This window comes from Candidatus Thiodiazotropha sp. AKAK3 (assembly GCF_058244645.1).
Genome location: NZ_JBSYOQ010000019.1, coordinates 84,652 through 111,020, shown reverse-complemented (window position 1 = coordinate 111,020; position 26,369 = coordinate 84,652). Strand labels below are relative to the sequence as shown.

Annotated in this window: 21 protein-coding genes; 10 read left to right on the top strand and 11 right to left on the bottom strand. The window is 49.5% G+C overall.

Translation table 11 applies throughout. The features are described 5' to 3' along the window. Positions 1–250: 250 nt before the first annotated feature. Both AC4IE7_RS02960 and AC4IE7_RS02955 read right to left on the bottom strand, forming a co-directional pair. Complete coding sequence (locus AC4IE7_RS02960) at positions 251–523, bottom strand: hypothetical protein (RefSeq protein ID WP_490775308.1); 273 nt, start codon at positions 521–523, stop codon at positions 251–253. A gap of 839 nt (positions 524–1,362) precedes the next feature. Then, positions 1,363–2,640, bottom strand: coding sequence for an O-acetylhomoserine aminocarboxypropyltransferase/cysteine synthase family protein (locus AC4IE7_RS02955; RefSeq protein WP_490775307.1), 1,278 nt, complete (start codon positions 2,638–2,640; stop codon positions 1,363–1,365). A gap of 389 nt (positions 2,641–3,029) precedes the next feature. Between AC4IE7_RS02955 and rsxA the strand changes: the two genes are divergently transcribed. The 10 genes from rsxA (at position 3,030) to AC4IE7_RS02905 (ending at position 11,398) form a co-directional block, all read left to right on the top strand. Continuing rightward, positions 3,030–3,611 carry an electron transport complex subunit RsxA gene (gene rsxA, locus AC4IE7_RS02950; protein WP_069003984.1) on the top strand — a complete coding sequence of 194 codons (582 nt, stop codon included), beginning with the start codon at positions 3,030–3,032 and terminating at the stop codon, positions 3,609–3,611. A gap of 12 nt (positions 3,612–3,623) precedes the next feature. Continuing rightward, positions 3,624–4,187, top strand: coding sequence for an electron transport complex subunit RsxB (gene rsxB / locus AC4IE7_RS02945; RefSeq protein WP_490775306.1), 564 nt, complete (start codon positions 3,624–3,626; stop codon positions 4,185–4,187). 2 nt (positions 4,188–4,189) lie between these two features. Beyond that, positions 4,190–5,887, top strand: a complete 1,698-nt coding sequence (rsxC, locus tag AC4IE7_RS02940) for an electron transport complex subunit RsxC (RefSeq protein WP_490775305.1) — start codon at positions 4,190–4,192, stop codon at positions 5,885–5,887. Continuing rightward, positions 5,887–6,930 carry an electron transport complex subunit RsxD gene (gene rsxD, locus AC4IE7_RS02935; protein ID WP_490775304.1) on the top strand — a complete coding sequence of 348 codons (1,044 nt, stop codon included), beginning with the start codon at positions 5,887–5,889 and terminating at the stop codon, positions 6,928–6,930. Before rsxC ends, rsxD begins: the two co-directional genes overlap by 1 nt. Further along, positions 6,923–7,564, top strand: a complete 642-nt coding sequence (gene rsxG, locus AC4IE7_RS02930; RefSeq protein ID WP_490775303.1) for an electron transport complex subunit RsxG — start codon at positions 6,923–6,925, stop codon at positions 7,562–7,564. Before rsxD ends, rsxG begins: the two co-directional genes overlap by 8 nt. A gap of 12 nt (positions 7,565–7,576) precedes the next feature. Continuing rightward, entirely contained in the window at positions 7,577–8,269 is a 693-nt protein-coding gene (locus tag AC4IE7_RS02925; RefSeq protein WP_490775302.1) for an electron transport complex subunit E, read from the top strand. Between the two features lie 39 nt (positions 8,270–8,308). Continuing rightward, on the top strand, positions 8,309–9,043 hold the full coding sequence (locus AC4IE7_RS02920; RefSeq protein WP_490775301.1) for a 16S rRNA (uracil(1498)-N(3))-methyltransferase: 735 nt from the start codon (positions 8,309–8,311) through the stop codon (positions 9,041–9,043). Positions 9,044–9,141: 98 nt separating this feature from the next. Beyond that, the gene (locus AC4IE7_RS02915) at positions 9,142–9,534 is read left to right on the top strand and encodes an RsmE family RNA methyltransferase (protein ID WP_490775300.1); all 393 of its coding nucleotides are present in this window, start codon (positions 9,142–9,144) and stop codon (positions 9,532–9,534) included. 154 nt (positions 9,535–9,688) lie between these two features. Next, on the top strand, positions 9,689–10,624 hold the full coding sequence (locus AC4IE7_RS02910; protein ID WP_490775299.1) for an NHL repeat-containing protein: 936 nt from the start codon (positions 9,689–9,691) through the stop codon (positions 10,622–10,624). A gap of 156 nt (positions 10,625–10,780) precedes the next feature. Then, positions 10,781–11,398, top strand: a complete 618-nt coding sequence (locus tag AC4IE7_RS02905) for a pilin (protein ID WP_490775298.1) — start codon at positions 10,781–10,783, stop codon at positions 11,396–11,398. 826 nt (positions 11,399–12,224) lie between these two features. Here AC4IE7_RS02905 and zapE read toward each other — a convergent pair. The 9 genes from zapE to AC4IE7_RS02860 all read right to left on the bottom strand — a co-directional run bounded on the left by zapE (position 12,225) and on the right by AC4IE7_RS02860 (position 25,969). Then, entirely contained in the window at positions 12,225–13,298 is a 1,074-nt protein-coding gene (gene zapE, locus AC4IE7_RS02900; protein WP_490775297.1) for a cell division protein ZapE, read from the bottom strand. 149 nt (positions 13,299–13,447) lie between these two features. Continuing rightward, positions 13,448–13,924, bottom strand: a complete 477-nt coding sequence (locus tag AC4IE7_RS02895) for a chemotaxis protein CheW (RefSeq protein WP_490775296.1) — start codon at positions 13,922–13,924, stop codon at positions 13,448–13,450. Next, positions 13,921–21,036 (bottom strand): hybrid sensor histidine kinase/response regulator, encoded by a 7,116-nt coding sequence (locus AC4IE7_RS02890; RefSeq protein WP_490775295.1) that lies wholly within the window; start codon positions 21,034–21,036, stop codon positions 13,921–13,923. Before AC4IE7_RS02890 ends, AC4IE7_RS02895 begins: the two co-directional genes overlap by 4 nt. An 81-nt stretch (positions 21,037–21,117) precedes the next feature. After that, entirely contained in the window at positions 21,118–23,160 is a 2,043-nt protein-coding gene (locus tag AC4IE7_RS02885; protein WP_490775294.1) for a methyl-accepting chemotaxis protein, read from the bottom strand. A gap of 56 nt (positions 23,161–23,216) precedes the next feature. Further along, positions 23,217–23,786 carry a chemotaxis protein CheW gene (locus AC4IE7_RS02880; protein ID WP_490775293.1) on the bottom strand — a complete coding sequence of 190 codons (570 nt, stop codon included), beginning with the start codon at positions 23,784–23,786 and terminating at the stop codon, positions 23,217–23,219. Continuing rightward, the gene (locus AC4IE7_RS02875) at positions 23,779–24,216 is read right to left on the bottom strand and encodes a response regulator (RefSeq protein WP_490775292.1); all 438 of its coding nucleotides are present in this window, start codon (positions 24,214–24,216) and stop codon (positions 23,779–23,781) included. Before AC4IE7_RS02875 ends, AC4IE7_RS02880 begins: the two co-directional genes overlap by 8 nt. 116 nt (positions 24,217–24,332) lie before the next feature. Next, on the bottom strand, positions 24,333–24,692 hold the full coding sequence (pilG, locus tag AC4IE7_RS02870) for a twitching motility response regulator PilG (RefSeq protein ID WP_490775313.1): 360 nt from the start codon (positions 24,690–24,692) through the stop codon (positions 24,333–24,335). Positions 24,693–24,777: 85 nt separating this feature from the next. Further along, complete coding sequence (locus tag AC4IE7_RS02865) at positions 24,778–25,500, bottom strand: rhodanese-like domain-containing protein (protein ID WP_490775291.1); 723 nt, start codon at positions 25,498–25,500, stop codon at positions 24,778–24,780. An 82-nt stretch (positions 25,501–25,582) separates the two neighbouring features. Then, positions 25,583–25,969: a hypothetical protein gene (locus tag AC4IE7_RS02860; RefSeq protein ID WP_490775290.1), complete on the bottom strand. Its 387-nt coding sequence runs from the start codon at positions 25,967–25,969 to the stop codon at positions 25,583–25,585. Positions 25,970–26,369: the final 400 nt, after the last annotated feature.

The window sequence follows — 26,369 nt, the reverse complement described above, 5'->3', positions numbered from 1 at the left end:
CAATTGGTCTTGGTAGTTGATTACAATCATACTGTTTTGGTTGTAATCGTAAGGAATGAATTTTGCCATTGACTAACTCCTTTTCCTTTGACTCTATTTTATCATTCCTTGGGTGAAAATGTGGGTTTTTCTACAGCTTCAACGCCTCAAACACCGGCTTGGTGAAGTTGGCGGCTTTTTTTGGAACAAAAAAGGTGACAGCTTTACCAAGTCCGCGTGCTTTGACTTGTTAAGTGTTTTTAGTTTGATGCTAGCCATAATTATTTTTTAGAGCCTCATCAAAATTTGATATGGCGGAAATTAACCTTTTGAATTCGATTTCACTCAAATCCCAGCTATCTTGCAGAACACGAATACAGCCTAAGTTCACTGTGCTTAAATGGTAGGCGATATCTTCACCTGCCAATGCTTTCTCGATTACTGCTAGATTCTGTTTATAGCCACTTACAACAGCATCACTCTTCAGAGAGAGTTCTTCGAATGTATTTTTCAGCTCCACGGCTGTAGCTTTAACTTCGTTCATAGTGACACTTAACATATACTCTAAGGCACATTGCCTTATATCCTGACTAATCACCCACTTCAACGTGACACCTTCCCGCTATCATGCAATAAATGCTGGATAGCAGGCCATTTGCACCGTTATAAACGGGAATAGTGCCTTATATCTACAATCAAAGGGAGGAAAAGCTTGTGCGTGACAACCTCCCTGTCTTCTCTATTTTTATACTAAAAATCATCATTTTACCAGTGCGTATGCTCTTTGACGCACACAATTAAATTGTGTGACGTGTTGAATTCGAGCAAACTGCCTTCTATCCAGATATTTCATAATTTGACATGACATGTGAACTAAAATAGTAATTCAGGGACGCCCATCAAATAGTGATAACTTAAGCTACTGTTTTACTAAGTAACGTGACAAATATCTCAAGATATTTGTGTGGAAGTAAAAATTCGGTGTCCCGTTTATCCTTTATAAAAGCGAGATCAAACCACCAGGCTTGGAAACTCTGTTGCCACTGCGTCTGCTCTGTTCTGGCATAGTGCAAGCGAACCCAATCCCGCTGTAGCAATCGTCCATTGGTGCCACGAAATTCATTGTCATAGATTAAGGCCAACCTTTGTGTGGCTGGGGGTCTAGTTTTTAACTACATCTTGGGGTTGCCATAAAAAACAGCGGGCAATAAGCTGACGTAGAGTAAGGGTGGGGCCATTAACTACCGGTATTAGCACAAGTCAATTTAGTAGGTATGCACCTACTTGGGGATGATTTCTGACCCATTGGTCTATCAGGGAATTTTGACGCCGATAGATGGGAAGAAAGGTGGGGCATGGCCCCACCCTACGCTTTTGGTTGGCTCAGCCTTTTGCTACTTCCAGGGCTTGACTGATGTCCGCGATGATATCGTCAACATGCTCGATACCGATGGAGAGGCGTACCATATCTGCACTGACACCTGCCGTGGCCAACTCCTCTTCACTTAATTGGCGGTGGGTGGTGGTGGCCGGATGACAGGCCAGGGATTTGGCATCACCGATATTGACCAATCTTAAGATCATCTGCAGGGCATCGATAAATCGGGCACCCGCTTCAAGCCCTCCTTCAATACCAAAACTCAGGATGCCTGAAGCTTGTCCTTTGGTAATCTTTTGACAACGTTCATAGTGCGGGCTCTCTGGCAATGCGGCGTAGTTGACCCATTTCACCTGGGGTTGCTGCTTCAGGTATTGTGCGACAGCGAGGCTGTTTTCACAGTGTCGTTCCATGCGTAACCCTAAGGTTTCCAATCCCTGCATGATCAGAAAACCACTATGAGGTGAGAGTGCAGCCCCGGTATTCCGCAAAGGGACAACCCGGCAACGACCAATGTAAGCAGCCGGTCCCAGTGCCTCGGTGTAGACTACCCCATGGTAAGAAGGATCGGGCTCATTCAGCATTGGGAATCGTTCCTTGTTACCTGCCCAGTCGAACTTACCGGAATCGATGATCACACCACCTACAGTGGTTCCATGACCACCGATATATTTGGTGAGTGAGTGGATGATAATGTCCGCACCATGATCAAAAGCACGACAGAGATAGGGGGTCGCTACGGTGTTGTCCACTATTAGCGGCACCCCGTGGCGATGGGCGATCTCTGCCAGCCGCTCCAGATCGACGATATTGCCTGCCGGATTACCGATCGATTCGCAGAACAGGGCTCTGGTCTTTGCATCGATCAGGCTCTCCAGCTTTTCATAATCATCAAAAGAGGCCATGCGGACTTCGATACCCTGGCGTGGAAAGGTATGGGCAAAGAGGTTGTAGGTGCCTCCATAGAGCTGGCTGGTGCTGACGATGTTGTCCCCACTTTGAGCGATACACTGGATCGCATAGGTGATCGCCGCCATTCCGGAAGCGAGCGCCAGAGCACCAACGCCGCCCTCCATCTCGGTCATACGCTGCTCCAGCACGGCGTTGGTTGGATTCATGATACGGGTATAGATATTGCCGGCTACTTTAAGATCGAACAGATCAGCGCCATGCTGGGTGTCATCAAAGGTATAGGAGGTGGTTTGGTAGATTGGCACCGCCGCAGATTTGGTTGTTGGCTCGGAATCGTATCCGGCGTGCAAAGCAAGGGATTCTAGTTTCATATGCTCTTCTCATCCTCATTGTTGTTAACCCGGCAACATTGACTGCTGTTGTTTATATTTCTCGGGCAAAGTGGTGCGTTATGAGCACCAGATCTAGTGGTGATTTTCCGATTGCTTAGACTATAAGGGTCAGCATAGAGCCACCGAAATCACCACTGGTCGTCTTATCCCACAATGATCAGTGGCGTTTGACGCATTTTTTTATCAATTTTTCTCAGACAACCCTATTGTTATGGATTTATCCATCCCAGACCAGTATTGTTTGCGGCTTATCAATGATTTAACCAGATAAAATCAGCATAGTAGCCGGCAAATACACAGTAGAGACAAGTTGTAACCATCCGGTTGGCCGCTTATCCTTACGCCATTAATTGATTTTCGGTTTTTCCATGCAAGAATACGCCCTCATCCTGATTAGCACTGTGCTGGTAAATAACTTCGTTTTGGTGAAGTTTCTCGGCCTCTGCCCCTTTATGGGTGTCTCCCGGAAGCTGGAGACTGCCACAGGTATGGGCCTGGCCACCACCTTCGTGCTGACCCTGTCGGCGATCTGCTCCTATCTGATTAACGAATATCTGTTGATCCCCCTGGGCCTGGAGTTTTTGCGCACCATCGCTTTCATCCTGGTGATTGCCGTGGTGGTGCAGTTCACCGAGATGGTGATGCATAAAACCAGCCCCATGCTCTATCAGGTACTGGGCATCTTTCTACCTCTGATCACCACTAACTGCGCGGTGCTCGGTGTTGCACTGTTGAATACCCAGGAGCAGCACGGCTTTATTGAGTCTGCCTTGTACGGCTTTGGCGCCGCTGCAGGCTTCTCTCTGGTTCTGGTGCTGTTTGCAGGTATTCGCGAGCGGGTAACCGTAGCTGATGTTCCTGAACCTCTGCAGGGTAACGCGATTGCTATGATCACTGCCGGCCTGATGTCTCTGGCCTTTATGGGTTTTGCCGGCCTGGTCTCTGTGTAAGGTGTTTATCTGATGCTGCTCGCTATCATCACCATTACCGGACTGGCAACCCTATTCGGTCTGTTGCTTGGCTATGCCAGTATCCGCTTTCATGTGGAAGGGGATCCAATCACCGATCAGATCGAAAAGGTGCTACCTCAAACCCAATGTGGCCAATGTGGTTTCGCTGGGTGTCGACCCTATGCAGAGGCCATTGCCAATGGAGAGGTTGAGATCAACCTCTGCCCCCCTGGAGGCGAAGGCACCATGATCGCTTTGGCGGATCTGCTGGGGCGCGATCCTGTCCCTCTGGATGCAGAAGCAGCGGAGGAGAAACCGAAGGCGATTGCGATCATCAAAGAGCAGGAGTGTATTGGCTGCACCCTCTGCCTTCAGGCCTGTCCGGTGGATGCTATTATCGGTGCAGCGAAACAGATGCATGTGGTCATCACTGATGAATGTACTGGCTGCGAGCGTTGCCTCCCCCCCTGCCCTGTGGACTGTATTGTGATGGAGCCGATCCCTCAAAAGGCTGATAGTTGGCGTTGGCCCTTTCCTCAAAGTGGCACAGAAGAGATTGCCCGGCAGGCAGATTAGTCATGTATGTTGAATCTAAAAAAGGTAAAACCCGAGAGCTATGGCGCTTTCATGGTGGACTCCATCTGCCCGACCATAAGGATATCTCCCTGCAGCGACCTCTGGGGTCTGTAGAGCTGCCTGATCGATTGATTATCCCCCTGCAGCAGCATATCGGGATGATGGCACAAGCCAGGGTGAAACCCGGTGATATAGTTTTGAAGGGTGAGTTGATTGCCGATTCAACAGCACCGGTAACTGCACCATTGCACGCGCCGACATCGGGCACTGTGGTGGAGATCGATGAACATCTTATCCCACATCCTTCAGGACTCTCCGGTCCCTGCATCGTTATCCAACCGGATGGAAAAGATAGCTGGGGTGAACTGCCAGAGCCGATCAAGGATTACCGGAATGTGGATGCCCAGACCTTGCGTCAGCGCATCCGGGAATCGGGTATCGTCGGCATGGGTGGCGCGACATTCCCTTCGGCTGTCAAACTCAACCCCGGACAGCCAATCAAGACTTTGATCATCAATGGCGCTGAGTGTGAGCCCTATATCACCTGTGATGATCGTCTGATGCGGGATAGAGCCGCCAAGGTGATGGACGGTGCGCGAATCCTGCAACATCTACTGCAAAGTGAAGTCTGTCTGATTGCCATTGAAGACAACAAGTCCGAGGCAATCCTTGCTATGTTCCAGGAGCTTCGAGAGGATGAGAATATCGAAGTAGTCCGCATACCCACCCTCTATCCGAGTGGGGGCGAAAAGCAGCTGATACAGATCCTTACCGGTCGGGAAGTGCCCACCTCCGGACTGCCTGCTCAGATTGGCGCGATCTGCCATAACGTCGCCACCACAGCCGCAGTTGCCGACGCTGTACTGGAAGGACGTCCGTTGATTTCCCGCTTGGTGACCCTCACTGGTGAGGGTGTAAAAGGACCTGGAAACTATGAAGTTCCGATCGGAATGTTGGCGAGTGATCTGATTGAACAGGCTGGCGGTTATCAGAACAATCCACAACAATTGATTCTAGGTGGGCCTATGATGGGTTTTGATCTCTCTACAGATCAGGTCCCCATCACCAAGGGCGCCAACTGCATCCTTTGCCCGACTGCGGAGGAGGCCCCCAGACCCGAAGTAGCTCAGGCCTGCATCCGTTGCGGCCGCTGTGCCGATGTCTGCCCTGCAAAGCTGCTGCCACAGCAGTTGTATTGGCATAGCCGTGCCAAAGACCTGGATAAGGTCCAGGACTACAACCTGTTCGACTGTATAGAGTGTGGTTGCTGTTCTCATGTCTGCCCCTCCCATATTCCGCTGGTACAATACTTCAGATATGCCAAGACCGAGAGTTGGGCCATGGAGCAGGAGCGACGTGAATCTGACCATGCCAAGCAGCGGCATGACTTTCGGATCGCCCGACTGGAACGACTGGAGGCGGAGCGCAAGGCAAGACTACGCAAGAAGAAAGAGACTTTAGCCAAGAAACCGGCACCAAAGAAGAAAAGTGCTGAGCCTGAACTGGATGAGAAGGATGCCAAACAGGCTGCCATCCAGGCCGCAATGAAACGTGCTGCCGAGAAGAAGGCCAAGCAGCAGCTTGCCCCTAAAAACACGGATAACCTGACTTCAGCCCAGCAGGCAAAAATCGACGAGGTGGATCAACGCCGAAAATCCGGGACCACTGAGCAACAGAATCAATCGGAGCCCCCCGCCTGATGGAATTTCCAACACACAGCTCACCCCATACCGGTCGTCCGAACCGGGTCGAAAAAGTGATGCTCCAGGTTGTGCTGGCTTTGCTCCCAGGCACCGCTGCACTGATTTTCTATTTTGGCTGGGGGGTATTACTTAACCTGCTACTGGCCATTACCTCAGCTGTCGCTTTTGAGGCCCTGGTAATCAAACTGCGCAAGCGGCCGGTAACCCCGGTTATTTTTGATCTTAGCGCAGTTGTTACAGCCATCTTGTTTGCTGTGGCAATCCCCCCCCTGCTCCCCTGGTGGATGGTCGTACTGGGCATGGCCTTTGGCATTATCATGGTCAAGCAGATGTATGGGGGGCTTGGTTACAACCCCTTTAATCCTGCCATGGCCGCCTATGTTCTGCTGTTGATCTCCTATCCGGTGGAGATGACCTCCTGGTTGCCTCCGACACTCCTGAATGACCATCAACTGACTTTTCAGCAGATAATCGCCTTCAAGTTTGCCGGTCTACTGCCTGATGGCCTGGAACTGGACGCGATCACCATGGCAACCCCCCTTGATGTCATGCGCACCAATCTTGACCTCAACATGATGATCAGTGAAATCCGTACCAGCCCGTTGTGGGGTGATTTCGGCGGATTGGGCTGGGAGTGGGCCGGCAACTGGTTCCTTATGGGGGGTATCTGGATGGTCTACAAGCGCACCATCACCTGGCAGATCCCTCTCGCTTTCATCACCGGTCTGGTGGGTATGGCGACAATATTCTGGATCTTCGACTCTGAGAGTTTCCCTTTTCCGCTGTTTCATCTCTTCAGTGGAGGCGCCATTCTGGGGGCTTTCTTTATTGCCACCGATCCGGTTACAGCCTCTACAACCCGAGCCGGGCAGTTGATCTATGGTGCAACCATAGGGGTACTTGTCTACCTCATTCGCACCTGGGGTGGCTATCCGGACGCGGTCGCTTTTGCGGTACTGCTGATGAATATGGCAGCACCTACCATCGACTACTACACCCGTCCACGGACCTATGGGCATGGTGAGATAAAACATGAATAATCGTGTTTCAATCCTCATAGCAGCTGGCATTCTTGCCTCCTTCGCCGTGGCAGGCACCTCACTGGTTTCTTTCACCCATGTCGCCACCAAGGATCGCATTTTGCAAAATGAGCGGGAAACCCTGCTGCAATCTCTTCACGCACTGGTGCCACCGGAGAGTGTCGACAACGATATGGTAGCCGATGTGATTGAGGTAGAGTCAGTTGACCTGCTGGGGAGTGAACAGACCAGTGTCTACCGTGGTCGAAAGCTACAGCAGCCTGTAGCCACGGTACTCACCTCGGTGGTGCCTGATGGCTATAGCGGCCCGATAAAGCTGCTGGTAGCGGTTCGCTACGACGGTACCCTGGGCGGTGTTCGTGTAATCAGCCATAGAGAGACTCCCGGACTGGGAGATAAGGTTGAGGAGAACCGATCGGATTGGATCTACAGTTTTAACGATAAATCCCTGGACAATCCATCATTGGCAAAATGGAGCGTGAAGCGGGATGGTGGCTATTTCGACCAATTTACCGGCGCCACCATCACACCCAGGTCCATCGTCACTGCAGTGAAAAACACACTGATCTATGTTCGCGACAACAAAGATGCCCTTTATGACCGGCAGACAACCGAGCCAGCGGCAAAAGAATAGAGACAAAACACCATGTCTGACAATAGCATCCGACAACTCATCACTGATGGCCTCTGGCACAACAATCAAGCGCTGGTAGCCCTGCTCGGGCTCTGTCCACTGCTCGCAGTAAGTAATACCGCCATCAATGGACTGGGGCTTGGATTGGCGACCACAGCGGTTTTGGTCGCTTCCAACAGCACCGTCTCTTTAATCCGGAATTTTGTACGACCTGAAGTACGCCTGCCGGTGTTTGTGATGGTAATCGCCTCTTTTGTAACTGCGATTGAGTTAGGCATGAACGCCTACTTCCATGAACTGCATAAAATACTGGGCATCTTTATCCCGCTCATCGTTACCAACTGCACCATCATAGGCCGGGCAGAAGCCTTTGCGTCGAAGAACAACCTCTGGCGTTCACTGGTTGACGGCCTGAGTGTCGGAATCGGCTTTACACTGGTACTCATTGTGCTGGGAGGCATGCGTGAACTGGTTGGTCAGGGCACCCTGTTTGATCAGGCTCATCTGATGTTTGGCGAAGTTGCTCAAGGGTTGACCCTTAAAATCGAGGACTTCCCCGGCATGTTGATCGCCATTCTTCCTCCGGGTGCTTTCATCGGTCTCGGCTTGCTGATCATGGTGAAAAACCTGATCGATAAACGTCTCGCTGAGCGAGAGGTGGCTACAACGTCCTATACCGAAGAGGCTACAGGCGCCACTGGATAGTCTTGCGGGGCAGCATAGATTCAACCTCGGACATAAGCGATGAGAATTCCCCGGTGCTATACCACTCAACCCCTGACACCGCATCAACCGATCAGCCTTGAAGAGGAGCCGGCTCATCACTTGCGCCATGTTCTGAGAATGCGCACCGGCAACCAGATCATACTGTTTGACAACAGCGGTGATGAGTTTCAGGCTCACCTCGACCAGGTATCCAGGCAAGGGGTTTCTGCTCTGGTTGGAGAGCAGATTCGACATGAGACAGAGACACAGCTCGCTATTCATCTGATCATTGGTATCTCGCGGGGTGAGCGTATGGATCTGGTACTGCAGAAAGCCACTGAGCTTGGTGTCACCCATATCACCCCAAGTTTTACACAACGGTGCGTGGTAAAACTTGATGATAAAAAACGCATCAACCGAATGGCTCACTGGCAGCGCGTAATCGTCAGTGCTTGCGAACAGTCGGGGCGATGCCGTTTGCCTATGCTTGATGAACCAGTTGAGCTATCAACTGCAATTTCTCAACATAATTCTGAACTCGCCCTGGTACTCGACCCTGCTGCCATTCAGCCCATATCTAAAATCCCTCCACCGAAATCATCAGTATCAATCCTGATCGGACCAGAGGGCGGACTGAGCGATAACGAGCGTGACCAAGCCATTCAGCAGGGTTTTCTTGGCCTGCGTCTGGGCCCCAGAATCCTGCGCACCGAGACAGCACCACTGGCTGCCATTGCCGCTATCCAAACCCTCTGGGGTGACTTTAAGTTTTAGGGCCTGTTAACACTAATCGAATCGACCCTGTTGCCCCTGAAAAAGCGCTAATCAAGGCGCACCCAAGGGCACTCCCTTACGGGCGCTAGGAGAGAGGTTTGGTCACTCCAAATGAACGACGAGTGGCGCTTTTTCAGTCCGTAGCCTGGATGAAGTGTAACGGAATCCGGGAAGATTGGTGCACTACTCTCCCGGATTCCGTTACACTTCATCCAGGCTACATTATTGCAATTTCTCAACAAAATTCTGACCTCGCCTTGGTACTCGACCCAGGAGGCAAACAACCCATATCTGATATTCCACCCCCGAAATCTTCAGTTTCAATCCTGATTGGACCGGAGGGCGGACTGAACGATGGCGAGCGGGATCAAGCCCTTCAACAAGAGTTTCCAGGTCTTCGCTTAGGTCCGAGAATTCTGCGTACCGAGACTGCACCTCTGGCCGCCATTGCCGCTATCCAGACCCTTTGGGGTGACTTCAAAGTTTTGTAAAAAAACCCGACTCTGGCTGAATACAAATTAGTTGTGACGAATAGTCACAAAGTGATCAATTGACCTCCATAAGACTGTCATTCAATAACTATAGAGTGCGCTTGCGTCAATCTTCCTGGAATCAGGACACCTATAAGAATTGGGAGAATAACCAATGAATGCCAGCTTGTTACGATCATCACTATCTGCAGCACTTTTCTGTCTTGTCTCAACCGTCTCCGTAGCCGAAACCACCATTTGGCAGATTGCTGAATTCGATATACCCGAAGCCAATCAGGGCATTGGTGTTGATGAGGAGCATTTCTATGCGGTAGACAATCATACAATCGCTAAGTACACCAAGGATGGTGAATATGTAGATGCCTGGATTGGCGAAGATGATGGTCAGGTTAAACACCTGGACAGTGCCGCTGTAGTTGATGGCAAAATCTACTGTTCACACTCCAACTACCGCTACTTCCCGATGACCAGCTCGATTGAGGTCTGGGATGCAGAAACCATGAAGCACATTGAAAGCCACAGTATCGGTATCCGCCTTGGCTCTTTAACCTGGCTGGACAAACATGATGGCTACTGGTGGGGTACCTTCGCCAACTATAACAAGGAAGGCAAACTACCAGACGGCACTAAAGCCGGCGTACCTTATGCAATCCATACCGGTGGCAATATCAATACTACATTGGTTAAGTTCAACGAGGATTGGCAGGTGTTGGAAGGCTGGATTTTTCCAACCGAATTGATGGAGAAATTTGAACTGATGAGCAACTCCGGCGGCTCCTGGGGACCGGATGGAAAACTTTACATCACAGGCCACGATCTGGCAGAAACCTATCAAATCCGTTTTCCTGAAGCCGGATCTGTGCTGGAAGTTGCTGAGAGCATATCTTTGAATATCCGCGGCCAGGGTATTGCCTGGGATCATTCTGAAGAAGGCGTGCTCTATGGCATAATCCGCGCCAATGATGAAGAGGAGGCGCAAGGAATGACAAACCGTGTTGTCGTATTTGCTTCCAACCTTACCCAAGAGAATAAGCCTGAAGAGTGCAGTGATCGTAAACCTGAGCGACGTCATCGTAGATGTGAGCGTTAATTATATACAATCTTAACCGTGCACAATGTACGCTTGTGGTGGTGTCACTCACCTACCGGCCACCACAAGTGTACAGTTATTAACCCAGTCAGTGATGACTGTGCCAATTTCTCAATTTCTTGCTAGGATAAGGAGATCACCAACCAGCAAGACAGAATGATGCAACATCAAACAGAACTTTTCCGGATTATCCTCCTGGCCCTGCTCTTTCTCGCTCCAAGCAGCCAGGTGGTGGCTAAGAAATTCTACAAGTGCACCAATGCCGAGGGTGAGCTTGTCTATCAGCAGGTGGCCTGCGATTCTGATATCAGCCAGGAGACCGTCAGCGTTTTTACTGCACCTGAACAGCGCTCTCAACTGGGCTCAAAACTAATGGGCGAATCTGAATATATCCCCCAGGGAGAAGAGCCTGCAACCACTGGAAAAATGCAATTTCAATCCAGGCTCGTCAACGTCATCAGTTTGCTGACTCCGATCAAATTTGAAATGCAGCAATACTATATGATGAATGGCGCTTGGCCTGAGAAACCTCAGGATATGGGCTATAACCCGGACAACCTGAAAAGTGCAGATATCAAGGAGGTCCTGTTTGGTGATGGCGGCGCAATCGTTGCAACGTTGAGCAATAGCTTCGGTAATGACAAGAGAGTGGTATTAGCACCAAAATTGGTTATGGATGGTACCAGCATGGAGTGGCAATGCATGGCAAATTTCCCGGCGCAATCGATGATGACGGCTGGCATGTCAATGTGTGAATCACGAACCATCAAGTAGATAAAATAAAGTGAAATATTTCTAATCTGAATACTAAATAACAGAGCCTCAAAAAGAGTTGTAGGCAGACTTGTCAGATCCAACCATCCAGGCTCATGCCCTCTACAGTCCAGAAAAAATTCAACCGATGTAGGGTGCCGGCCCTGCCGCACCATGGCTGGCTTAAATTAAAACTACCTGATCAGCAGGTTTAGAGACAAATTCCACCTCCCTCTAGAATCGCAGCTGTAATTATCCATAAGACCCGAGGTAATCCTGACCTTATGGTGCGGCAGGGCCGCACCCTACGATTCTGAATACTAAATTACAGCGCCTCAAAAGGAGTTGTGGGCAGACTTGTCAGATCCAATCACATAGGCTCATGCCCACTACAGTCCAGAAAAAATTCAACCGATGTAGGGTGCCGGCCCTGCCGCACCATGGCTGGCTTAAATTTAAACTACCTGATCAGCAGGTTTAGAGACAAATTCCACCTCCCTCTAGAATCGCAGCTGTAATTAACCATAAGGTCCGAGGTAATCCTGACCTTATGGTGCGGCAGGGCCGCACCCTACGTGTGGATTTATTTCGGGAAGTCATCAGGCTTCTGTTCGAGCTTGATGGTTTTGTTTTGGGTGGGGCATGCCACACGATAAGCTATGATGAATCGTAGGGTGCGGCCCTGCCGCACCATCAGGGTGAGAATTCCCAAAAAAGCAGATACTTTGGTTCATTACCAGCAGCGTCTCAACACCGTCTTGTCAGGTGGTTTGGTTTTTAGTTGGGCATGGTGCGGCAGGGCCGCACCCTACGATTCGTCATAGCTTCTTCATTCCCGACAACAGACTCAGCCTTTATGTGGTGTCTCCAGATATTTGGCCGACTGCATCTCCTTCAACCTGCTCGCAGTTCTCTTAAACTCAAATGCGAGCCGGGTTCCACTGTAGAGCCGATCGGGTTCAGCATCAGCACTGATAACCACTTTAACTTTCTGGTCGTAGAAGACATCGACCAGGTTGATGAAACGCCGGGTTCTGTCATCCCATGTCCCATCAAGTCGGGGTATATCTGAAATAAACACCGTGTGATGGCATCGAGCCAGTTCAATATAGTCGTTCTGCCAGCGTGGCGGCCCGCATAGCGCATTGAAATCACTCCAGATCACACCACTGGCTCTTTTGACGAATCGCACCGCACGACCTGGCACCTCGAATCGTCCCATCTCTTCAACCGAACCACTCGCCAGACGATCGAATTCACCGCTCAGTTTGACCATAGCGTCATCACTGAGTGGGGTATGGTAGACAGAGGAAGTTTCGAAGAGTTGCAGGCGATAGTCCTGGTCACCTTCCAGTTCCAGCACTTCGTTGCCACTTTTTAGCAGTGCGATAGCGGGTAAAAACCGTTCTCTCTGGAGGCCGTTCATATAGAGACTATCGGGAGGTTGATTGGAAGTCGTGACTAAAGTGATACCCACCTTCTGCAAGCTCTCTAAAAGAGTCCGCATCAGCATCGCATCACCAATGTCTATGACATTGAACTCATCAAGACAGAGTACCCGCATGCGGTTTTCCATCTCTTGAGCGATCAGCATCATAGGTTCCTTATCCCCCTCATGCTCTTTCAATCGCTGATGAATAAGCCGCATAAAACTGTGAAAATGGTGTCGTTCGATGCCCAGTGTTTCATGTTGTTGATGAAACAGATCCATCAGCCAGGTCTTGCCTCTACCAACGCCACCCCAGATATAGAGTCCCTGGACAGCTGGAACACTCTTTTTCCACAGCCAACCTGAAGTTTTTCTTGGTTGAGTAAGTTGATCAGCCAGTCGATCGAAGGCAAACAGAATACGCTCCTGATAGGCATCCCGATCGAAACCGTTTATCTGCAGCTGCTGTTGATAGTATTGGAGTAGAGACAAGAGAGAGAATAACCCCTTGGGCCTGATAGTTACTTATCCGAATAACACTACAGCATAAATATCAAGGTGCCATGTTAAAAATAATTTCAACCCTTTGGACTACACCTGATAAATCTACACTATGGCTTGTTTCAAAGTGTGGGTATTTTTTACAGACCCTTAATCAAATCCAGAACCTGGCGCTCTATCTCATCCATATCCGGGACTATAGCCGGACTCAAATCCAGCTCGACTTTTTGTTTGATCAGAGGTTGTGGTTCTTCATCGTCAGAATTCACAGGCACAACATTATCAGCACTGACTCTGACAAGAGAGGGAATTGCATGCACTGCCATGCCGATATGAGAAAGCCGTTCATGATCACCAAGAGCATTCAAGATAAGAATCCTACCTCGGTAACCTGGAGCAACCACCGTTTCACCCAACATCCCTTCATAGGAGATGACAGGAATCATCACACCACGCCAGGCAAGATGCCCCAGGAACCACTCGGGTAGCTCATCACCCGCATATTCAGGTTGTTGATAGCTCATGACTTCGGCTACCGATGCGTTAGGCAGCAGAAGCTGGCGTTCGTGCAGAGGGATTATTACGCTTCTGACCTCTTTGACTACCGCTTGGCTCATTGTCTGTTTTCCGCCAGGACTTCGTTGATATTATCCAGCAAGTCACTCTCCTGATAGGGCTTACCAAGACAGCGCTTAACCCCAAGATCCATTGCACGTTGACGATGCTTATCCCCAACTCTGGAAGAGATCATGATGATCGGCAATCCATAATAATCTACGGAGTTATTGATATGTCGAGCCAACTCAAAACCGTCCATCCTCGGCATTTCAATATCAAGCAGCATAATATCCGGCACCTGTTCTTGTAACAGTGCCACTGCTTCAACACCATCTTTCGCAGTCACAACATCCATATCATGGCGTTCCAGTAAGCGACTGGTGACCTTACGCACAGTGATCGAATCATCCACCACCATGACGCGTAGACGCTCTTCCAGCTTCTTCTGTTGCTGATCGCTATCCGGTTGCATGAGCGGTGCGGCATGGGTTGCGTCCATACGAACCAGAGAAGCAAGATCGAGGATCAAGGCTACACGACCATCGGCGAGAATAGTGCCGCCGGTAATCCAACGCACACTGCCGACCTGCTTACCTAATGTCTTCACCACGACCTGACGACTACCCAATAGCTCATCAATCTGTAGCGCTACCTGATGTTCGCCGGTCTGTAACAGCAACAGTGGCAACCAACGCATACCTTCATGAATCTCATGCTGCCCAGTTCCCATCATACGCCCGAGGTAGTTCACCTTATAGTGCTTACCACCGTAATCGAAACTCTCCTGTTCGCCTGAATAGCATTTCTGAATCTCATCGCGTCGTATCCGCACAACACCGCTGATACTACCGTGAGGAACAGCATAGATCTCTTCGCCCACCCGAATCAGCAGGGCATCGGTAATAGCCAGAGTGAGGGGTAAACGAATAATGAAACTGGTACCGCGTCCTGGCTGAGAATCGATCTCCAGTGAGCCACCGAGTTGTTTCACCTCACTGGTCACCACATCCAAGCCAACGCCTCGACCTGAAATCTGGGTTACCTCTTTCGCTGTACTGAAGCCAGGCAACAACACACATTGGATCAGGTCATCATCGCTTATTTCAGCATTGGCATTGATCATGCCCTGTTCCAATGCCCGTTTACGAATCGCTTCGATATCAAGACCTTTGCCATCATCTGACAGGGTGATCATTACATCTGTCGCTTCCCGATCAAGATAGAGGGAGATACGACCTGTCTCCTGCTTACCCGCAGAGAGCCGATTCCCTGGAAGCTCAATGCCATGAGAGACTGAATTACGAAGCAGATGCTCAAGCACTGGAACCATACGATTCAGAATACTGCGATCAAGCTCGCCCTCTATTCCAAAGCATTCCAGATTGGCTTTTTTACTCAATTGAGCTGCTGTCTGCCTGACAAGGCGCTGCATCCTTGGTACCAAGGTTGCGAATGGCACCATTCGAGTTCGTAGCAATCCATCCTGCAGATCGGTTGAGATGCGTGACTGTTGAAGCAGTAAGGTATCCGTCTCACGTTGCAGATCGCGTAACGACTCATTGATGTTACCCAGGTCATTAACAGTTTCTACCAGCGCTCTCGACAACTGCTGCATGGTGGAAAATCGATCCAGTTCCAGTGGATCAAATTCAGTCTTTTCCTGCTCTAGTTTTTCGTTATCCCGTTCCCAGCGATAGAGAATCTGTGCCTCAGTTTCAATCTCAAGACCACGCAACTGAGTAAAGAGACGGGAGACTGTCTGTTCAAGCTCCGCGAGGTTGAAGCCCAGGACACTGTTTTGTTGCTCCAGGCGCGAGCGATAGATACTAACCTCACCGGCATGGTTAACCAGTCGATCCATCAAATCCGCATTGACTCGAACCTGCTCCTTGTTGGGTTTGAAGCTGGCTTTCTTATCCTCTTCACTTTCCGGATTGAGCAGCTTGGCAATCTCTTCATTGAAGGGCAGTACCTTGGCAGTCGGCGACTCCTCTTCCTTCTCTTCAACTAACTCACTCTCTGCAACTTCCTGAATGGTTTCAACCATCCCGGCATGGACAGGTGTGAGTTCTCCACCCAGGAGATTATGCAGCTGTTCAACTTGAACATCTGATGCAGGAACCTTACCGGTCTTGGCAATGGTATCAATTTGGAAAGCCAGGTGATCGATCGCGTGGCGAAGAGTATCTGTAACTGTTTCGATGGGATCGATTTCCTCTTCAGCCACAGCTGTCATCACTGATTCGACAGCGTGACTCAAGTCGCCGACAGGCATAATACCCGCGAGACGAGCACTGCCTTTTAGCGTGTGCAGATTACGTTGCATACCTTCGGTTGCAGCTTGGTCGCTGAGATCATCGAGCCATTGCAGAAATCGATTTTCGATCTGATCCATGAACTCTTTGGCTTCTTCAACGAAGATCTGTATCAGCTCTTCATCTTCACCCACATCCAGCAACACTTCGTCATGCATTACCAGGAAAGACTCATCGGCTTGACTGAGGCTCTCTTCCTGAACCTCTTCAGGCGTAATGTCCAACTCGGAAGCGACTATTTCTATCTCATCAGAGTCCAACCCATCCTGGACAGATTCCACTTCGGGCAGGACTTCATCCTCAGAAGTTAATTGTGCCTCTGGCTCGGGCTCATCCTCGACAATTTCCAACTCCGCCAGAGCTTCATCTTCAGAAGAGGGTTGCAGCAGAGAATCGAGCTCATCCTGAACAATTTCCAGCTCTTCATCCTCAGTGGAGGATTGCACCACACTCCCAAGCTCATCCTGAAGATCGGGATCAATAAGATCTTCAACGATCTCTTCGCGCTCGGTACCCTTATCGATAAGCACCTGAATTTCGTCTATCAGGTTATCCGCTCTATGGACTTCATTAGAGGACTCGGCATCATCAGTCTGTGTAGCCAGCATGTCGAGGGTTGTACGGGTGAGACTGCTCATCACTGCGCTATCAGCAGGTATATGCCCCCTCATGACGCAATTCAGCAACGACTCCATCGCATGACTGAGGTCGCCTACCGGCTCTACACCAGCTAGACGAGAACTGCCTTTCATGGTGTGAAGCGCTCGTAGAATACCATCCAGATATTGATGGTCTGATGGGTTTTCACGCCATTTCTGATGTTGTTCTTCCAGGACTTCGAGCAGCTCTTTTGACTCTTCTACGAAGATATCAACCAATTCACGGTCTTCAGTGACCTCAAACAGATCTCCCTCATGTAGAAAGCTCATTGGTTCTTCGTAATAAGAACTCGAATCAACTTGCTCATCTGACTCAGATAAGGTGCTGCTCTCCTCGGCCTCGTCCAATGCCTTCTGCAGCTCCATTTTTTGAAGACGCACAAGCTCTTCCTGGTCAGGCTGCTCATCCTCTACAGGCTCTGAATCGGGGAATGCCTCATCTGCCAATTGCAGATCATCTTCGAGAACTTCTTCCAGGATGGCATCATCTGATAGATCTTCAGACTCAGTTTCTGGAGCAGCTGGCTGCTCTAGATCGACGAGTAGTTGGGTCGACAGATGTACTTTGCCAGTGGTTGCAGCATCCTCAACTTGAGTGGCAAGGAAATCGAAAGCTTGGCGTACTAAATCCTGAACTCTTTGATCCGGCTTCAGTTCATTTCGCAGAAGGCGTTCGTATAAACTCTCCAGCGCATGACTCAGATCACCAATGGGATTAATCCCGGCAAGCCTGGAACTACCTTTCAGTGTGTGTAGTGTCCGCTTGATGTCATCGACCACTTTTTCATCATTCGGAGAGTGCTGCCAGCCGGTATAGCCATGTTCAAGGGCTTCCAACAACTCTCGTCCCTCTTCGATGAAGATTTCAAGCAACTCCTCGTCGCCTTCCACCTCGAAGAGGTCATCAGACTGCAGGTAACTCACTACTTCATGAAAACCTGAATCTTCCGATAGTGGCAGCTCTGACTCCTCTGAATCAGTTTCAAGGCTCCCGAAATCCTGTAGCAGCAGATCGGATGCAATATCCACCTCGAACTCTTCGGACTCACTATCATCCGTAGCTTCGATTTGGATATCTTCTGCTAAGCTTTCGACCTCATCGAGAGTCGAAACATCTTCTAAGGAGAGTTCATCTAAGTGAAATGCTTCTTCCAGAGTTTCACTCTTCTCTTCAACTGAAGCCTGTATTGCCTGCAAGGCTCCATTCAATCCGGCAAGATAGGTATCGACATGTGGCTCGGGTAGAGAATCTTCAGGTAACCAACTTAACAGTTGACGAATATATCCAACGCTACCGTCAATCAGATCAACCACTTGAGGTTCAGCAGGCAACTGATGTTCGTGTACTGCTCTGACATAGTCTTCCATGGCTTCGCTGAGCATTGCGATGGGTGTAATCCCAGCCATGTGAGCACTACCATGTAGTGTGTGGCATGCCCTCACGACCTCTTCGGGTACCAGCATGGCGGGGGAGGTATTCGCAGCCTGTTTGAGGAATACCTCGATCTCCTGCAGGTGCTCCTCTGACTCTTCAGCAAACACTTCCAGCAACTCGGTATCGATCTCTATCTCAAGATCTGAATCGGTGAAATCGTCCTGCTCAATATCTTCCGATATACCTTCGAGAATTGCTTCCTGCAATTCAGACTGTTCCGTCCCCTCTGAAGCCTCGACTTGATCCACGAGTTCATCATCGAGTTCGAGGTTTTCCAAGCTGTACGGTTCAACCTCTGAGGATTCTCCATCTTCAGGTAACAGCGCCTCTTCTTCAGCAGACTCCACTTCGGCAACATCGTCATCAAGTGATATCGCTTCAATCTCAATCTCTTCTGATGATGCAGGTAGCTCTGTAGTGTCTATCTCTGGTTCAGCTATCTCTTCGAGAGGCTTACCTTCAGATATAGCGTGGGCACGGTTTTGTAAGAGTTCAACATTTACATCGGGACTGGTGCCTTTTTCCTGACAGTCGATCAGTACAGGTAAGGCTTCAGTGACATGATTGAGCAGATCCATCATCTCAGGTGATACCTTGATGGTCTCATCGATCATGCGATTGAGCATATTCTCCACAGACCAGGCGAGTTCACCTATCACCATCGCTCCAACCAAGCGACCACTGCCTTTTAATGTGTGGAATGAGCGCCGGAAAATGGCAAGAGCTTCTCTGTCAGCTTGGTTATGCTGCCAGCGAGGCAAGTGCTCCTGGATACTCTCCAGCTCTTCCCGGGCCTCTTCAATAAAGATCTCCAGAATTTCAGGGTCGATATCTTCCAACATCGGCTTGTCGGCAGATGCAATCTCCTCGAACTGTGGCTTATCTTCTGCTTTTTCAACAGCTGCCGGTTCATTCTCTGTTGAAAGAATTTCCACTTCTGGCTGTGGTGGTTCAATTTGCAGGCTACTGGCACCAAACTCGAGATCGGAAACCTCTTCCTCTTCAAGCTCATAGCCTTCTGCATGATCAGCAGATTCCGAGAGATCGATGGGCTCTGACGGCGTAACGTACTCTGTCACCTCGCTCTTGCCATCACTCAGCAGGTCATTCAAAGAGGCTCGTGCTATGGCGAGAATTTCTCCCCGGTCTCCAGCACCGTCAACCAGAGTCTCCAGGTAGTATTCGATACTACTGACAACATCAGCAAGGGAGTTCAACTGCTGCCTGCTCGGCGGCACGTTGGCATCCATGAAATCACTCTTGATGACACCCCCTGTTTGCGACATCAATTCAGCCGCATCTCTCAGGTTGAGCATCTGCAGAGCGCCCTCTACACGCCGAAAACCCTGGTGTACAGAATCAAGAACAGAGGTATCGTCTGTTGCCTCTGTAAAGCTGATAATCGTCTCTTTTGCCCGAGCAATCTCAACCTTCGCTTCGCGTACGGTTTGACGGATCAGATTCTGATACTCACCCTCTGGCAGACTGTCTCCCAAAGAACCTTCATCAAGGTTTTGAGCAGCACCAGGCTGAAAGGTGTGGAGAGTACTGAGGGAGGATTCCACATAGAGAATATCTCCTGCCATCTCCATCAACTCGAACTCTTCCGGCAACACACCCTGTTCAACAAAGGTTTTAACTTTGTCTGCCTGACGATTTAGACGGGAGCGTAATGCACCTTGTCCAACCATTCCCAGAGTATCAGCCAATTTGCGTGTTGGCGCTTCAAGATGACCAAGCATCTCCATATCTGCCTTTTCATCACGCATGAAAAGATCGAGGATATCTTTAATACGGGTTAACTCGCTGCTCACCGCATCCTTGATCGATTCAGCCAACTCGGCATTTGACCCGGTCAATCCGAGTCTGCCCTCATTGAGCTGATCCTCGCTCGGCATTACTGCATCGAGGTTATATGCTTCTTTTATCTTAACGATTTCAGGATGTTGCGAGTTCGCTCGGGCGATATAGTAAAGCAGATTCTTCAGCAGTGCCGCAGGTGGATCTTCCACCAGCAAATGTTCACCACCATCGATAATGACCTTCATCTTCCGGTCAAGGCGACTGAACAACTGTTTGACTGCAATCCCCGGTGCTATGGTGTTTTCAATCAACCCATGCATCAGGCCCTCAGCGACCCAGAAAAGGTGTTGGACCGTCTCAGTTCCAGCACTATTACGGATTGTGGCAAACACATCCCTCAACAGTGGCCAGCCATGGACAGTGTCCCGCTTGCGATACCAACTCAGCAGCCCCAGGTGAAACTTTTGTCTGACCTGCTTGACCAGTGTCGGCAGATCTTCGTTGATCTTATCCCCATCAGATTCGGTTTCGATTTCCGGCTTGAACAGAGCTGCCTCTGAAAGCAATGGCGCATCACGAACGGCTCTCAGATCATTCAGCAATGGCAGAATGATAAGCGGTACATCCGCATCACCACCTTGAAGCTTCTCCAGATAGTCGGGAAGCTGAATAAGGGCCAGCATCAACGCCTCGGCAGCATCCTCTTCTTGCCTGACATTGCCATCGGACATGTCACGCACCACCAGTTCCATCTCTTCAGCGAGCATGCTGGGACCGTAGACCTGCACCATTTGCAGAACCCGGGCAATCTGATGCAGGTGGTCGCCGCAGGTTGCCAGAGACGCAGTGTCACCTGGCGTCTCCACATAGGCTTCCAACGCTTGGCGAGCATGACGAATGGATACATCCAATTCGTCCTTTACCCAATTCAGGGCGCCAAAATCTTGCGCATTACTCATTTGTGATGCACTCCCGTCGAGAAACCAGTGCGACTATTGACCATGCTTATACATCCACCCAGTGGGTTGGCTTCAATTTGATCAGGCTGGCAGACGGAATCCGGCAACCGACTTTTGCAGCTGATCAGAGAGGTCGGCCAGAGCACCAATGGAATTCGCGGTCTGGTGTGTACCTTCCGATGTCTGATTGGTGATCTCCTGAATGACGCTCATTGTATCTTTAACGTTCACCGCCTGATCCGACTGAGTCTGTGCGGAGGTAGCGATTTTGCCCGTCAAGTCAGCAATATATTGCGAAACACTTTCGATCTCTTTCAGAGCTTCACCAGCGTCTTCCGCGAGGGTTGCCCCTTTAACTACACCAGAGGTACTGGCTTCCATCGAAGTCACCGCTTCATTGGTGTCTGCCTGAATGGTCTTAACCAGTGCTTCAATCTGTTTGGTAGCGTTGATAGAACGCTCAGCCAATCTTTGTACCTCGTCGGCAACAACCGCGAAGCCTCGACCTGCTTCACCGGCCATCGCGGCCTGCATCGCAGCATTCAACGCCAGAATATTGGTTTGGTCGGCAATATCATCGATCAACTCAACGATGTCACCAATCTCCTGGGAGCTTTCACCCAAACGTTTGATACGTTTAGAGGTCTCCTGGATCTGTTCACGAATGTTATCCATGCCTGTGATGGTATTACGTACCGTATCAGCACCCGTGCTAGCGATTTCCACAGAGCGCTTGGCAACTTCCGCCGATTCAGTCGCGTCTTGTGACATCTGATCAATCGCATCGGTCATTTCACCAATGGAACCATTGGCTTGTGTGATCTGTTCAGCCTGATGCTCACTCGCCTCAGCAAGATGCATCGCGGTGGCACGACTCTCCTGGGTTGCACCGGAGACCTGCTCTGAAGTCTGATTGATAGTGGTAACCAGTTCACGCAGCGCTTCGATCGCGTAGTTGATGGAGTCAGCAATAGCGCCTGTAATATCTTCGGTCACACTGGCGGTAACGGTCAGGTCACCATCAGCCAGGTCACCCATTTCGTCGAGCAGCTGCAAAATGGCCTTCTGGTTGTTTTCGTTCTGCTGTTTACTCGCCTGCTCACGACGCTGAGCATCAACGACCAACTGCATACCAAGCATTACCAGGAAGATTGCGGCAGCACCACCGAATACAGCGATCATACCTGGGCCTGCTTTGATTCCGAGTAAGGAAAACCGTCCTGGAGATTGGCCATATGCGGCAATCATAGTCTCCGCAGCGGAACTGACCTGGTCTGAAGAACCACTAACCACTGATGCAGCTTCAAGAGCTGGTAATACATCCGGGATATTCTGAATAATCTCTGCCGCATTGTCTTGGATGGTTGCGAACAGGGTTGCCACATCATCAAGACGCTGTAGAGCGATCTTGTCTTTAACCTGGGCTATGCTCATCTCCTTATCACCAGTTCGCAGACCTTCGAGAATTCGTCCAAAGAGATCTGCGTCACGGCTGAACTGATCAATGGCAGCAGCTGTTTTCTGTCCACCGGCCAGTACCTGATTAACATTCGAATTGATTCTCTGAATCAACATCTCCTGCTCAGTAGCGATGTAGACCTGACGTCTCGGTGCGTTACTGTTGATTAGAACCTCGGCCAACTCTTCCGAAAGCTCCTGAAGTTGAGGTACGAATTCCGAAATAATTGCAGAGAATTCATCAATCGCCAGAATATTTTCCTGTGCTTTGAGGATTTCATCAATGTTGCTGCGTAGTGCCAGCCATTTATTCTCAAGCTCAGCCAATTCGGTTTTTACTTCATCTGGAGAACCGGGGAGATCACTGGCAGCGCCTCCACCATTCTTAAGTTCCCACATGATATTTTCGAATCGGTCGCGACTTTTCTGCAACGGTTTAAATGATTCGAGCTCACCTCGGGCCGCAGAAAGGGCGTATTTAGCAATCCGCTGAGACAACACCTGCTGTTCAGCTGCGCGAATCAAATACTGTTCGTCGTAGGACTCCCGCTGGGTTGTATGCAAGAAGGTCACCAGTGCCAGGATAAGACACACCAGCACCAGAATAGCCAATGTGGTGATGACCTTATTTGAGGGCAGAGTTCCACCCACGCGTTTGCCTTTCATTCTTCTTTCTCCCGAAAGCTTAAGCCCAAATCCTAAATCCAGTTATTCTCATGGTGTCAGGTTGCGGCGATCTGAAACGCCGGATCGTCTGCTAATGCCTGCAGACTAAACACCGGCCAAGCCATCCCGTCCTGGTCGAATTCAAACTGAACATATTTTGAAAATTTTTCTTTAACCGACTGCATCTCTTTAGCAGACTCCCTGGTAAAGTGGCGCATACCTACCATCTCTCCTACCAGCACACCACTTAAGCCACTTCCCATAGTGAACACGAGCACCCGGCTTCTGCGAGTACGACGGGTCTTTCTACCGATAAGAAACAGCTGAAGATCGATTACCGGGATCAGGGTGCCGCGTACATTGGCAACCCCCATCATCCAAGGCTTCGAGCCTGGAACCGGAGTCAGAGCAGTTGGATAATTAAGAATCTCTTTGACACTACTGAGTGGCGCGATAAAACGACTCTCGCCAACGTAGAACATCACCCCTTCCCAATAACTCTGGATAAGTTCTTGCTGAGGGAGTCCTTTGGCACTGTCCCGGCTGCGTTGCTCCAGGTTTGCCAATAGTTGAACCACCGCTTGCGGTGTCTCTATAACGCTCTGTTGCATAGCGTCATCAGGCATTGATCAACGCCTTAATCTTGTGCAGCAGTTCTGCAGGTGAGACAGGTTTTACCATATATTCAGTAGCCCCTTGGCGCATCCCCCAATTGATATCGGTCTGCTGGTCCTTAGTGGTTACCATGATCACCGGAATCTTCGCGGTTGCTTCGTTATTCTTCAGCTGACGTGTCGCCTGAAATCCGTTGAGGACCGGCATCACCACATCCATAAGTATGAGGTCGGGCAACTCCTGCTTGGCAATGTCCACCCCTTCCTGCCCATCGGTTGCCACGAGTATCTCGTAACCATGCTTAGCAAGGATTTTTTTGAAAACGACAACCTCAGTGGGCGAATCATCGACCACGAGAATCCTACCCTTGGTCTCACCAGTAGATGGGATATTGCTCTCTACTGACTCTTCGCGACCCCTGCGAAATATATTTTTGATCATCGAATCTCTCTGCCCATTGGTTCTAGTCCTTATCGGCTGATCCAAGAATGTCTTTAAATCCAGCTTTCATCCTGTTGGATAGCAGCCATCTCAAACCAAATCGCAACTGTTACTACTTATGCAGCACTACTAACATAGCGCCGGATTGCGCCTAAAAGCTCATCCTTGGTAAATGGTTTGGTCAAGTATTGTTCTGAACCTACAATCCTGCCCCGTGCCCGATCGAACAGACCATCCTTACTGGATAGCATGATGACCGGTATATTTTTGTACACATCGTTGTGTTTGATCAGTGCACAGGTCTGATAACCATCAAGACGAGGCATCATAATATCGACAAAAATCACGTCAGGATGGTGGTCAGCGATCATAGCCAATGCCTCAAAACCATCTGTAGCCGTTGATACATCACAGCCCGCTTTTTTCAGCAGACTTTCGGCTGTGCGCCGAATGGTTTTACTGTCATCGATGACCATGACTTTGACACCAGAGATGTCCTTTTCAGTTTCATCACCACTCACGTTGAAATCCTCATGTCACGGACATATTCATAAAAATCGGTTACTCGCCCGGCACTACAGTTGTAAGGCCCCATAATTGCCACAACTGCATGCCACCACGGTAATAGAAAATTTTGTTGGCTGGGTAGCCCACTTTCAATAATCCTTTGATTGCACGAGGCGACTGGCCACACTCCGGGCCATTACACCAAAGCACAAGATCTTTTGCGTTGCTGAAATCCCATTTTTCAGTCATTTCCTCATTTCCCAATATTCCCATCTGCTCAAGCTTAAGGGAGATCGCGCCAACACTGCCCCTGGGTCTGACCCCAAAAAGCAACAGCGCCTGTTCCATTTCCGGAGTTCCAGGCTTACTCAAGCCTATAAATGGAATGTTGATGGAACCAGGAATAGTGCCACGATTAAACCACTCAGCCGTCCTCGCATCAATTAACAGACCGGTTTTATCTCGTAACTTCCCTTCCATGAAATCAAAAAGCTCAATCTCACCAATGGTCGCCACCTGAGGATCGACCTGCATTGGCTGTAAACAGAATGGTGGACATTTTCGCGCTGTCTTGGCGTAGTAACCCTGAAGTTGGTAATCGGGATCCTGAATCCGTTGCACTTTGACTGCACGGCCTTCATGTATGACATGGGTAAATGGCTTTTCAGATGATAGCTTAACCTCGAGATCTTTCCCGTTGGTTGCTTCTTCAGCAACTGCGATCAGCGGCAAAAGCAGCAAGGAGACTCGAAATATCAAGTTAATACAGCAATTCATCACTATACCTTTCAGGTTTAAGTTGATCTGGCATCGGGATAAATAAAACAATCCTTGACAACATTTCCGAGCTAATACTTCTCTACTGATTTAGAAAACGATTCATAATTTTTTTTCTGATCTCATCAATTGAAGCGCCACCAATATATTCCTCATAAACTTCTTCCCGGGCTCGTCTGGGTAACTTCTGATAAAAAGTGTAGCTCCCCATGTAACGAGACTTCAGATCCTCTTCAAATGCTATTCGAGCTGCATTCTCGACCGAGCCAACTTCACTATTCTGAGTCGATTCTCCCTTTGTCGGCAGTTCGGAATCGACCTTTTTTGCCTCAATCGAAATCTCCGACAGATAGTCATCCTCATCTGCGATAGAGACCTGAGACAGAGAACCAACCAAACACAAGGCGATTGCAGGCCGCTTAAAACTGACGCATCTCATCATTCTAAAACTGGTGGTTTGTGCCGCCATAGCAACACACCTCTCTATTTTTAAGCAATAAATGACAACACTGCGCTAGTTTTTGACTGAAATCTTATGTGCAGTGGCTCTCCTCCCTTTCGGTCAAGTCCATAACCTCGAATTTACCCCAACAAAATAGCAAGACAACCAGCCCGCATCAAGAATATACTTCCCAATTCATTAACTTAGGGGGATAAATTCAGTTACTCCTAACAACATGTAGCACATACTAGCGGCAAGCCATTGAAAAACTTAAGGCGATTCTGGTTTGGTGCCAGACCACAAGACAGACGGGGATTGGCTGCCAAGCCATAACGCCTCATCTTCTATAAATTCGTAGCATCAAGCCCAGGATGAAAAAATTCCTGTTTACGTGATTTGGCCATTTCAAAGCAGCCCAAAGAGGCAT